Source organism: uncultured Methylibium sp. (assembly GCF_902826655.1).
In the GTDB taxonomy this organism is placed as follows: domain Bacteria; phylum Pseudomonadota; class Gammaproteobacteria; order Burkholderiales; family Burkholderiaceae_C; genus Methylibium.
In genome coordinates, this window is sequence record NZ_CADEFR010000027.1 from 1 (window position 1) to 11,964 (window position 11,964).

10 protein-coding genes are annotated in these 11,964 nt (G+C 71.6%); 7 read left to right on the forward strand and 3 right to left on the reverse strand.

Going from position 1 to position 11,964, the window contains the following annotated elements; all coding sequences use genetic code 11:
- Positions 1–1,567 (reverse strand): Re/Si-specific NAD(P)(+) transhydrogenase subunit alpha (locus QZV97_RS12200; RefSeq protein ID WP_295642267.1); only part of this gene is annotated, 1,567 nt, incomplete at its 3' end.
- A 152-nt stretch (positions 1,568–1,719) separates the two neighbouring features.
- Between QZV97_RS12200 and QZV97_RS12205 the strand changes: the two genes are divergently transcribed.
- Positions 1,720–2,214 (forward strand): NUDIX hydrolase, encoded by a 495-nt coding sequence (locus QZV97_RS12205; protein WP_295642268.1) that lies wholly within the window; start codon positions 1,720–1,722, stop codon positions 2,212–2,214.
- A 2-nt stretch (positions 2,215–2,216) separates the two neighbouring features.
- Positions 2,217–3,332, forward strand: coding sequence for a tRNA 2-thiouridine(34) synthase MnmA (mnmA, locus tag QZV97_RS12210; RefSeq protein ID WP_295642270.1), 1,116 nt, complete (start codon positions 2,217–2,219; stop codon positions 3,330–3,332).
- A gap of 44 nt (positions 3,333–3,376) precedes the next feature.
- Here mnmA and QZV97_RS12215 read toward each other — a convergent pair whose 3' ends face one another.
- Complete coding sequence (locus QZV97_RS12215; RefSeq protein ID WP_295642273.1) at positions 3,377–4,213, reverse strand: universal stress protein; 837 nt, start codon at positions 4,211–4,213, stop codon at positions 3,377–3,379.
- A gap of 113 nt (positions 4,214–4,326) precedes the next feature.
- Entirely contained in the window at positions 4,327–5,337 is a 1,011-nt protein-coding gene (locus QZV97_RS12220) for a trypsin-like peptidase domain-containing protein (RefSeq protein WP_295642275.1), read from the reverse strand.
- A gap of 517 nt (positions 5,338–5,854) precedes the next feature.
- Here QZV97_RS12220 and QZV97_RS12225 point away from each other — a divergent pair.
- Genes QZV97_RS12225 through QZV97_RS12245 form a run of 5 tightly spaced genes read left to right on the forward strand, consistent with a single transcriptional unit; the run spans position 5,855 to position 11,958 of the window.
- On the forward strand, positions 5,855–6,847 hold the full coding sequence (locus tag QZV97_RS12225; RefSeq protein WP_295642277.1) for an FAD:protein FMN transferase: 993 nt from the start codon (positions 5,855–5,857) through the stop codon (positions 6,845–6,847).
- Positions 6,848–6,888: 41 nt separating this feature from the next.
- Positions 6,889–9,861 (forward strand): hypothetical protein, encoded by a 2,973-nt coding sequence (locus tag QZV97_RS12230; RefSeq protein ID WP_295642278.1) that lies wholly within the window; start codon positions 6,889–6,891, stop codon positions 9,859–9,861.
- Between the two features lie 2 nt (positions 9,862–9,863).
- Entirely contained in the window at positions 9,864–10,517 is a 654-nt protein-coding gene (locus QZV97_RS12235; protein ID WP_295642279.1) for a hypothetical protein, read from the forward strand.
- Positions 10,502–11,302 (forward strand): SH3 domain-containing protein, encoded by an 801-nt coding sequence (locus QZV97_RS12240; RefSeq protein WP_295642280.1) that lies wholly within the window; start codon positions 10,502–10,504, stop codon positions 11,300–11,302. Before QZV97_RS12235 ends, QZV97_RS12240 begins: the two co-directional genes overlap by 16 nt.
- Before the next feature lie 17 nt (positions 11,303–11,319).
- Positions 11,320–11,958, forward strand: a complete 639-nt coding sequence (locus tag QZV97_RS12245; protein ID WP_295642281.1) for an outer membrane beta-barrel domain-containing protein — start codon at positions 11,320–11,322, stop codon at positions 11,956–11,958.
- Positions 11,959–11,964 lie beyond the last annotated feature (6 nt).

The window sequence follows — 11,964 nt, forward strand, 5'->3', positions numbered from 1 at the left end:
TGCGCCGCGTGACCGCGAAGCCGCCGAACATGTTGACGGCCGTCAGCACCAGCGCGACGACGGCCAGGCCGAGGATCAGCGCGTTGGGCCGGTCGGCGGCCCCGGCCGCGTCGAGCGGCGGCGCCACCTGCACCAGCGCGCCGATCGCGATGATCGAGGAGATCGCGTTGGTCACGCTCATCAGCGGCGTGTGCAGCGAGGGGGTCACGTTCCACACCACCATGTAGCCGACGAAGCAGGCCAGCACGAACACGGTGAAGTGCGCCAGGAAGGAGGCCGGTGCGTACAGCCCCACCAGCGCGAACAGCAGCGCGCCGACGCCGAACACGATCGCCAGCGACTTGGCCGGCATCGGCTCGCCGGCGCCGTGGCCATGGCCCTTGGCGGCCGGCGCGGCGACCGCCGCCTTGGGCTTGGCCGCGACAGCCGGCAGCTTGGGCGGCGGCGCGGGCCAGGTGATCTCGCCGTCCTTGATGACCGTCAGGCCGCGGATCGCGTCGTCGTCGAAGTTGACGTTGACCGTGCCATCCTTGGCCTTGCACAGCTCCTCGGTCACGCGCAGCAGGTTGGTCGAATACAGCGTCGACGACTGCTTGGCCAGCCGGCTCACCAGGTCGGTGTAGCCGACGATGGTGACGCCGTGGCGCACCACTGCCTCGCCGGGCACGGTCAGCTCGCAGTTGCCGCCCTGCTCGCCCGCCATGTCGACGATCACGCTGCCGGGCTTCATGCTCTGCACCATCTCGGCGGTGATGAGCTTGGGCGCCGGCTTGCCGGGGATCAGCGCGGTGGTGATGATGATGTCGGCGTCCTTGGCCTGCTGCGCGTACATCGCGCGCTGCGCGGCCTGGAAGCCTTCGCTCATCACCTTGGCGTAGCCGCCGCCGCCCGAGCCCTCTTCCTCGTAGTCGACCTTGACGAACTCGCCGCCCAGCGACACCACCTGGTCGGCCACCTCGGCGCGCGTGTCGTTGGCGCGCACGATCGCGCCCAGGTTGGCCGCGGTGCCGATGGCGGCCAGACCGGCCACGCCGGCACCGGCGACGAAGACCTTGGCCGGCGGGATCTTGCCGGCGGCGGTGATCTGGCCGTTGAAGAAGCGGCCGAAGGCGTTGGCCGCCTCGATCACCGCGCGGTAGCCGCTGACGCCGGCCATCGAGGTCAGCGCGTCCATCTTCTGCGCGCGCGACAGCTGGCGCGGCAGCGCGTCGATCGCCAGCACGGTGGCCTTGCGGGCCGCCAGCTGCTGCATCAGCTCGGGGTTCTGCGCCGGCCAGATGAAGCCGATCAGCATCGCGCCTTCGCGCAGCAGGCCGACCTCGGCCGCGCTCGGGGCACGCACCTTGAAGACGATGTCCGACATCGCCCAGAGCTCGGCCGCGCTGGCCGCGACCTGGGCGCCGGCGGCGCGGTAGCTGTCGTCGTCGAAGTTGGCGGCGTCGCCAGCGCCGCTCTCGACGGCCACGCGGAAACCCAGCTTGACGAGCTTCTCGACGACAGCCGGCACGGTGGCGACGCGCTTCTCGCCCGGCGCCGTTTCCCGGGGCACACCAATCAGCAGAGCCATGAACCGATCTCCTCTCACGAATTCTTCTGGAGCCTGGTCACGGCGGGCGGACCGCGGGTCGCTGCCTGGCTCTCGGCCGCCCAGGGGGCGCGCAAGCTTACCCCGGCCCGGACGCCGGGCCGACCCCGGGTCGCCCCTATAGGATCGCTCCGATGAGCAGCCCCCGATGGAAACCCAGCGTCACCGTGGCCGCGGTGATCGAGCAGGACGGCCGCTTCCTGCTGGTCGAGGAAGAGACGCCCGAGGGCATCCGCCTCAATCAGCCGGCCGGGCACCTGGACCCGGGCGAGTCGCTGCAGGAGGCGGTGGTGCGCGAGGTGCTGGAGGAGACGGCCTGCGTCTTCACGCCGACCGCCTTGCTGGGCGTCTACATGTCGCGCTTCATCCGCAGTGCGCGCCATGAAGACGTGACCTACCTGCGCTTCACCTACGCCGGCACGGTCGGACCGCGCGACCCGTCGCGCGCACTCGACGACGGCATCCTGCGCACGGTGTGGATGACGCCCGGGGAGATCCGCGCCGCCGCCGACCGCCACCGCAGCCCGGCCTTGCAGCGCAACGTCGACGACTGGCTGGCCGGGGTTCGCCATCCTCTCGACACGGTCTTCGTAGACCCCGGGCTCTACGACCCGGTGGAAAAATCCTGAGCATGGCGGCGACGGCGAAGCAGCGCGTGGTGGTGGGTCTGAGCGGCGGGGTGGACTCCGCGGTCAGCGCCTGGCTGCTCAAGCAGCAGGGCCACGAGGTCGTCGGCCTGTTCATGAAGAACTGGGAGGACGACGACGATGACGAGCACTGCACCTCGCGCCAGGACTTCCTCGACGCCGCCAGCGTCGCCGACCTGATCGGCATCGAGATCGAGCACGTCAACTTCGCGGCCGAGTACAAGGACCGCGTCTTCGCCGAGTTCCTGCGCGAGTACCAGGCCGGCCGCACGCCCAACCCCGACGTGCTGTGCAATGCCGAGATCAAGTTCAAGGCCTTCCTGGATCACGCGATGCGGCTGGGCGCCGAGCGCATCGCGACGGGTCACTACGCCCGGGTCCGCGAGCGCGACGGCCGGCATGAGTTGCTGAAGGGACTGGACCCGGCCAAGGACCAGAGCTACTTCCTGCACCGCCTGAACCAGGCCCAGCTCGCGCGCACCTGGTTCCCGGTCGGCGAGCTGCCGAAGACGCGGGTGCGGCAGATCGCCGCCGAGATCCGGCTGCCGGTCGCGGGCAAGAAGGACTCGACCGGCATCTGCTTCATCGGCGAGCGGCCGTTCCGCGAGTTCCTGAACCGCTATCTCGCCAACACGCCGGGCCCGATCCGCGACGACCGCGGGCGCACGCTCGGCGAGCACGTGGGCCTGTCCTTCTACACGCTGGGCCAGCGCAAGGGCATCGGCATCGGCGGCGTGAAGGAGCGCGCTTCGGCCAAGGGCGGCGCCGAGCACGCGCCCTGGTTCGTCGCACGGAAGGACATGGCGGCCAACACGCTGTACGTCGTGCAGGGTCACGAGCACCCGTGGCTGCAGTCGGCCGGGCTCGAGGCCGACGATGCCAGCTGGGTCGCCGGTGCGGCGCCGGCCGCGGGTGCGCTGGCCGCCAAGACGCGCTACCGCCAGGACGATGCGCCCTGCCGGCTGGCGCCGCATGCCAACGGGCGCTTCGCGCTCGACTTCGGCCATGCGCCGCAATGGGCCGTGACGCCCGGGCAGTCGGCGGTGCTCTACGACGGCGAGGTCTGCCTGGGCGGCGGCGTCATCGCGACGGCGCGCTAGACCGGCCGCCACGGCGCCCGCGGTGGGCCGCCCTCAGTGCGCCATCAGTGCGCCATCAGCACCGGCAGCGTCATCGCCTGCAGCACGCTGCGGCTCGCGCCGCCGAGCAGCCACTCGCGCGTGCGGCTGTGGCCGTAGCAGCCCATCACCAACAGGTCGGCCTCGACGTCGGCCGCGGTCGACAGCAGGCTCTCGCCCACCTGCTCGACGGCGACGCCGTGGACCGCGACGCTGGCGGTCACGCCGTGGCGCTGCAGGTAAGCCTCGAGCGGTCCCAGCGCGATGCGCCCGGCCTCGCCCGCCGGGGCGTTGCAGGCGACGTGGACCTGGCGTGCCTCGCGCAGCAGCGGCAGGGCGGCGCTCACCGCGTGCATGGCCTCGCGCGAGGGCTTCCACGCGATCAGCACGTTGCGGCCGACCTCGGCGAAGTGCCCGGTGTAGGGCAGCACCAGCGCGGGCCGGCCGCTGTCGGCCAGCACCGAGGGCACGAAGTCGCTGGCGACGCCCCAGGCCAGCGGGTCGGTGGCGTCGTGCTGGCCCAGCACCAGCAGGTCGGCATACAGCGCGCGCTGCACGAAGCCGTGCCGGGTCAGCTCCTGGTCGAGTTCGAGCCAGTGCATCGGCGGGCCGGGGCGCTCGGCCTCGCGCGCGAAGTGCAGGCGCGCGCGGCGCCGCCGGTCGGCGTCGAGCTCGAGCATCACCGTGGCGGCTTCGCTGCCGGCGCTGTAGGCCATCGGCAGCTCGGCCAGGCTGGGCGCAGCGGCCAGCACGGCCTCGAGCACCGCGCCGTGGGCGGCAGCCAGCTTGCGCGCGAGCGTCAGGCGTGCCGCGCAGCGCGGCGAGCCATCGACGTGCACGACGATCGAACGGAGAGCGGTCATGGCCTGGGTCCGTGGCGGTCGGTGATGGCGCAGCCTAGGTCCGGGAGCCCGCCCCCGGCTTGATGCGGATCAAGCCGCGCCGCGCGAGCCCGACGGCCCCCGGTGCGGCGCGATCAGGGCGATCGCAACTCGCGGTAGCCGCCGTCGCGGAACACGATCAGGCGCAGCGGCTCGGCGGCGTGCCATTCGAGCAGCAGGCGGGCCAGTTCCGCGCCGCCGCCAACCGGGCGGCCGTTCATGCCGACGACGATGTCGCCGACGCGCAGGCCGACGCGCATCGCCGCGCCCTCGGGCCGCACCAGCCGCACCATCGCGCCGCTGGCGCGCGCCAGCCCGGCGGTCAGCGCCTCCGGCGGCAGCACGTCCTCGAACAAGGCGCCCAGGCGCGGGCGTCGCGCGGCGGTGCCGCTCTGCAGCTCGGCCGCGATCTGCTGCACCAGCTCGATCGGCAGGGCCAGACCGAGGCCGGCCATGCCCAGCGGGCTGACGACGGCACGCAGGTTCATGCCGACGATCGCGCCGCGGGCGTCGACCAGCGGTCCGCCCGAGTTGCCGGGGTTCACGGTGATGCTGGTCTGGATGAAGAGCACCGCGTCGTCGTCGGCGAAATGACGGTTCGCGCCGCCGACGATGCCGGCCATCACCGAGCGCTCCAGGCCGTAGGGCTCGCCGATCGCGATCACCCAGTCGCCGGGCCGCAGGCTCATCGAGTGGCCGAGCGGCGGCGGCGCGTCCCAGCGCGCATCGACCTTCAGCAGCGCGAGGTCGGTGTCCGCATCGACGCCCAGGCGCGTCGCCGGCAGCACGCGCTCGTCGGGCAGCCGCACCACCACCGGATCGCTGCCGGCCACGACGTGCGCGGCCGTGGCGATCAGGCCGCCGGCGTCGATCACAATGCCGGCACCCAGGCTGACGTCGGTCAGCAGTTCGGCGTCGGCGCTGCTGCGCGAGGCCGGGGCCGACGGGTCGCCGCTGCGGTAGACGCCGACGGTGTACGGCAGGCTGCGTTCGATCGCCGCCGAGAAGCCGGCCCCGGGGCCGGCAACGACCCCGGCCGGCGCGAGCGGCGGCGCGGCGCAGCCCGTGCCCAGCGCCGCCGCCAGCAGCAGGGCGGCGCCGGCCACCCCGGCCCCCTGCGCGACCGGCGGCTTCAGAGGACCTCCGTCGTCACCGCCGCCTCGACGGCCGCATCCGCCGGGGCCCGACCGACAGGGAGGTGCTTGGACATCGTGCGCTGCGGCCATGGGTCGCTGCGAGTGTGCGCCGCCGCCGTGCGCGCGGCTTGCGCTGCATCAAGCGCACGGCGCCGCGTCGACGCGGCGCCGGCTGCGGCGGGGGCCCGACATTTCTTGGCTCCGAGGGCGACGGGATGTCGCTCTCGTTGCGTCTGCACACATCTGACGCAGTTGCACATGGGCCGGCACCACAGGTTCCGGTTTCTTGTGCGACCGCTTGTAAGGTCTATACGCGCTGCTAACTATTGACGCCTTCTCGCCGCAACTCCGCGAGAAGATGCCGTCGCGTCGAGCTGCATTGCGTGACCTCCGTCTCGTTCCCCGGCCCGACGACGCATCGGACCATTCATCGATCGAGCGGGAGGACGGGGCCACCACAGGCCTCGGCAGCGACATGTTGTTCGGCATGACCCATACCGGCTTTCAAGCCGCCAGCCTGGCCCGTGGGCTGGGCCGCGTCCGCGCGGCCGGCGCCTGGGCTAGCCGCGACGAGGTCATCATGGGCACGGCGATCCGCGTCGAGCTGTGGTCCGACGAGCGCGCCGCCGGCGAAGCCGCGATCGACGCGGTGATGGCCGAGATGCACCGCATCGACCGCGCGATGAGCCCGCACAAGCCGGACTCGGAGTTGTCGCGCATCAACCGCGACGCCGCAACGCAGGCCGTGTCGCTGAGCGAGGAGATGTGCCAGCTGCTGGCCTGCGCGATCGAGTTCTCCGACCTGTCGGGCGGGGCCTTCGACATCACCCACGCCAGCGTCGGCCAGCTCTACGACTACCGCCGGGGCCTTCGCCCCGACGCCGCGGCGCTGGCGCGTGGCCGCGCCGCGATCGGCTGGCGCGGCCTCGAGCTGGACCCGAAGGCACGCACGCTGCGCTTTGCGCGCGAAGGCATGCGCATCGACCTGGGCGGCTTCGCCAAGGGCCACGCGGTCGAAAGCGCCGCGGCGATCCTGCGCGGCCACGGCATCCGCCACGCGATCGTCACGGCCGGCGGCGACAGCCGCCTCCTGGGCGACCGCCGCGGCCGGCCCTGGAGCGTCGCGATCCGCGACCCGCGCCGCCCCGAGGAGGTCGTCGCGGTGCTGCCGCTCGAGGACTGCGCGGTGTCGACCTCGGGCGACTACGAACGCTACTTCGAACGCGACGGCGTGCGCTTCCACCACGTGATCGACCCGAAGACGGGCCGCTCGCCGAGCAGCGTGCACAGCGTGACCATCCTGGCCGACGACGGCCTGACCAGCGAGGCGCTGTCCAAGAGCGTCTTCGTGCTGGGCGTGGACAAGGGACTGCAACTGGTCGAGTCGCTGCCGGGAGTCGACGCGGTCGTCGTCGACGCGGCAGGGGCCCTGCATTACTCGGCGGGCCTGCTCGCCGGTGCCGTGTCGCCGCGGCAATGAGATTCCGGCGACGGACAGAGGGATTCATCAAGGAGGCAAAGATGAAGCTGCCACAGAAGATCGGAGCCATCAGCGTGAGCGCCATCGTGCTCGGGGCCGTCCTCGCTGCCTGCGGAAGCGGCGGCGATTCGGAGGGCACGGTCACGGTCCAGGGCGACGTGCCCATCGCCTACGTGAAGCGCGTGAACACGATCGAGATGAACCCCACCAACGGGGCGCCCAGCGCCCCGGGCGGTGACCTGATGATCCGCGAGAAGTCCTCGCCGAGCGCGCCCGAGCACAACATCACCGCGCAGTTCACCCAGGGTGCCGGCGATGCCTCGGACCCCGAGGTCTCCTACGACGGCCGCAAGATCGTGTTCGCGATGCGCTGCCCGACGACCAACACCTCGCAGATCGGCGGCCAGCCGGCCTGCACCGGGCACTGGAACATCTGGGAATACGACATGACGAGCGGCGGGATGACCGGCGGGAGCTTCCGCCGCATCACCAGCTCGACCGAGCACGACGACGTCGACCCGGCCTACCTGCCGGGCGGCCGCGGCTTCGTGTTCACGTCCAACCGCCAGACCACGACGCGCAGCCAGGCGCTGGGCCGCACCTACTACGCGCTCGACGAGTACGAGCGCGAGCGGGTGATGAACCTGCACACGATGGACGCCGACGGCGGCGACATCCGCCAGATCTCGGTCAACCAGAGCCACGACCGCAACCCGGTGGTGCAGCGCAACGGCGACATCATGTTCTCGCGCTGGGAGCACGTCGGCGACCGCAACCGCTTCGCGATCTTCACCGTCAAGCCCGACGGCACCAACATGTTCGTGCGCTACGGCGCGCACAGCCCGGGCAACAGCTTCCTGCACCCGCGCGAGATGGACCCGGCCGGCCCCTACGCCGGCTACGTGATGTCGGACCTGATGTCGCTGTCGGGCACCGACGAGGGCGGCTCGCTGATGCTGATCGACGCCGGCCGCTACTCGGAGCAGAACACGCCGGCCGAGACCGGCATCGCCAACCAGGGCGGCCAGGTCGCCATCACGGCGCAGGCGCTGAACGACGGCCGCGGGCTGTCGCGCTTCGGCCGCATCACCACGCCGTATCCGCTGTGGGACGGCACCAACCGCGTGCTGGTCGCCTACCGGCCCTGCGAGGTGACGCGCAACGGCCAGGTCGTGTCCTGCGCGACGCTGACCGACGCGGAAGTGACGCGCCTGTCCGACCGCCAGCGCCTGATGGCCGACGTGGCCGGCGATCCGCTGCAGGACAACGTGCCGCCGCCGTACACGATCTACATGTTCAACCCGGCCGTGCAGACCTTCCTGGTCGTCGCCGCGCCGCCGGCCGGCTACATGTACACCGACCCGGTCGCGCTGCAGGCGCGCACCGAGCCCAACACGCCGGCGACGCCGGAGCTCGACGCCGGCCTGGCCGCGCAGGGCCTGGCCACCCTCGAGGTGCGCAGCGTCTACGACACCGACGGCCTGGGCCGCATGTCCGAGGCCGTGCTCGCGCCGGTCGACCTGCCGAGCGGCTGCCCGGTCGGCATCGCGATGACCGCACCGACCGACCCGAAGGACACGCGCTCGAGCGTGGCCGACATCCTGCGCATCAAGGACCCGGCCGACCCGGCCTACGGTTGCGCACCGGCGCGCTTCATCCGCGCGACGCGCGCGGTCGCGCCGCAGGCCGGCATGACCGGCATGCGCGAGGCGATCGGCGAGACCGAGTTCGAGCCGCAGCAGATCCTGGGCTACGCGCCGATCGAGCCGGACGGGTCGTTCAAGCTGCAGGTGCCGGCCGACGTGCCGCTGGCGCTGACGGTGATCGACGCCAAGGGCCGCGGCCTGCAGACCCACCTGAACTGGATCCAGGTCCGCCCCGGCGAGCGCCGCACCTGCGACGGCTGCCACAGCCCGCGCCGCGGCGCCGCGCTCAATACGCTGGCCACGGTGAACACGCTGCCGGACGGCCTGCTGCCGGCCATGCGCACCGCCCACCTGTCGGGCGAGACCATGGCCGCGCTGCGCACACGCCTCGACCCGTCGAAGCTCACGCTCGGCCCCGACATGGTGTTCAGCGACGTCTGGGCCGACACCAGCCGCGCCGGCGTGACCGCGCGGGCCTCGATCCTGGTGCGCTACACCGGCAACGCCAACCCGGCCGACGACCTGACGACGCCGGTGCCCACCAACGGCATCATCAACTACCCCGACCACATCGCGCCGCTGTGGACCAAGGCGCGCGGCGCCAACACCTGCACCACCTGCCACAGCGACGCTGCCGTGCTGGACCTGCGGGCCACGACCGCGGGCACCGGCCGCCTGACCTCGTACGAGGAACTGCTGCTCGGCGATCCGCTGATCGACGCCGCGACCGGCCAGCCGATCACGCGCATCGAGGACGGCGTGCCGGTGGTGCAGCGCGGCGCCGCGCTGGTCGAGACCAGCGCCAGCAACGGCGGCGGCCTCGCACGCATGAGCCGCCTCGGCGAGATCATGTTCGGCGAGAACCTGAAGGCCAGCGCCGCGGCGCGCACGGCCCATCCCAACCCGCCCGGCGGCGCGCCCAACCACGCGAGCATGCTCAACGCCGCGGAGAAGCGCCTGATGACGGAGTGGATGGACCTCGGCGGCCAGTACTACAACGACCTGACCGGCAGCGCCGCGGTGCGTCCGGTGGCGGCGCTCAGCCAGGCCAGCTTCACCTCGCAGGTGCTGCCCATCCTGCGCAGCAGCTGCGTGGCCTGCCACCAGCCCGGCGGCAACGCCGGCGCCTCGCAGCCGGGACCGTCGTTCGCGCGCAACCGCTATATCCTGACCGGCGATCCCGAAGGCGACTTCAACGTCACGCTGACGATGATCTCGGACACCTGCAACGCGCCGTCGAACTACCTGCTGAGCCGTCCGTCGACCGTGCCGCACCCTAGCGGCGCGGCCGGGCAGACGACGGCGGTGCTGCCGGCCGGCAGCGCGGCGTACACGACGATCGCCAACTGGATCGCGGGCGGTTGCTGACCATGACGGTGAGACGAGCCGAACGATCCAGCCCCGGCAGGCCCGCGCGCCTCGGCGTCGCGGGCCTGTGCGCGGCGCTGCTGGGCGTGGGCGGCCTGGCCAGCTGCGGCGGTGGCGGCGACAACCCGCTGGGCAACCCGCCGACGATCGCCAACCCGGGCGGCAGTTCGGGCCAGCACCTGTCGTACGCCTACTTCCAGCGCTGCGTCTACCCGATCCTGATCGCGCCGCTGCAGATCAACCAGAGCGGCAACATCTCGACCAACACCTGCGCGGCCTCGGGCTGCCACGACGACGGCGCCGGCACCGGCGGGGCCTTCCGCGTGGTCGCGGGCGCGACGGCGGTCGACGTCGCCAACCCGGCCAACACGCCGGACGTGATCCGCGCCACCGCGATGTACCGCAACTTCTTCTCGGCCCAGGGCTCGACCCTCATCGGCTCGCCGACGCAGAGCCGGCTGCTGACCAAGCCGCTGGTGCTGCAGGTGCTGCACGGCGGTGGCCAGATCTTCATCGACCAGCAGGACCCCAACGCGCGCGTGTTCCAGTACTGGATCAGCCGCCCCGTGCCGCAGGGCGCGGACGAGTTCAGCACCGCGGCCTACAGCATGTTCACGCCGGCGGACCCCAACACCGGCACGTGCAACACCCAGTGAAGACCCGGACCCTCCTGCGCTTCGTCCTGCGCTTCTTCCTCCGCTTCCCGCTGACGCTGGGCCTCGGCCTCGCCGTCCTGATGTCGACGCCGGCCCGCGCGGCCGACGAGCCCGCCACCGAGCGGGTGCAGATCACCGACCCCTACATCGAGCTGCACACCGGCCCGGGCCGCGGCTACCCGGTGTTCTTCGTCGCGGCGCGGCAGGAGTGGATCACGATCGAGCTGCGCTTCACCGACTGGTACAAGGTGCGCACCGAAGGCGGCAAGCTCGGCTGGGTGCACCGCCGCCAGCTCGAGACCACGCTCACCGAGGCCGGCGGCAGCAAGAGCTTCCGCGACCTCGCGCTGGACGACTACCTGAGCCGGCGCGTGCAGCTGGGCGCGGCGATCGGCCGCTTCGAGCGCGAGCCCATGCTCAAGTTCTGGACCAGCTACAAGCTGTCGGACACGCTCAGCCTCGAGGGCACGATCGGCCAGGTCCAGGGCACCTTCTCGGGCACCGACTTCTGGCACCTGAACCTGATCTCCGAGCCCTGGTCGGACCGGCGCCTGTCGCCGTTCTTCGGCATCGGCGTGGGCAAGTTCAAGAACATCCCCAACCTGAGCCTCGTCAGCGCCACGCCGACCGACGCGAACCTGTCCAACGTGACGATCGGCGCGCGCTACTACCTGAGCGAGCGTTTCGTGCTGCGCGCCGACTGGTCGCTCTACACGGCCTTCGTCGCGGACCAGCGCAGCACCGAGTACCGCGCGATCACCGCCGGGCTGTCCTTCTTCTTCTGAGAGCGCCAGAACACGCCATGAACATCGCCCGCCTCCTGCTCCTCGCCTCACTGGCCGGCCTGGCCACCGCTGCCGGCGCGCAGTCCACGCAGACCGCGCCGAACGAACAGGTCATCGTGCCGCAGGTCGACCGCCGCGACGTGAAGCTGCCGCGCTTCCCGAACAAGGACTTCGAGATCGGGCTCTTCACCGGCACCTACTCGACGCAGAACTTCGGCTCGAGCTGGGTCAACGGCGTGCGCCTGGGCTATCACGTCACCGAGGACTTCTTCGTCCAGGCCAACTACGCGCAGACCAAGGTCAGCGACGAGCTGTTCCGCCAGATCCTGCCGGGCGGCGTCTTCACCGACGACGAGGAGACGCTGTCCTACTACAACCTCTCGGTCGGCTACAACCTGCTGCCGGGCGAGGTCTTCATCGGCAGCTCGCGCGCCAAGGCCACCGCCATCTACCTGATCGGCGGCATCGGCAGCACCAAGCTCGCCGACCAGCGGCGCCAGACCTACAACTTCGGGCTCGGCGTGCGGCTGATGCTCACGGACCACTGGTCGCTGCAGATGGACCTGCGCGACCACATCTTCTCGCTCGACATCCTGGGCAAGCGCCAGAACACCCAGAACCTCGAACTGACCGGCGGCCTGTCCTACTACTTCTGACGAAAG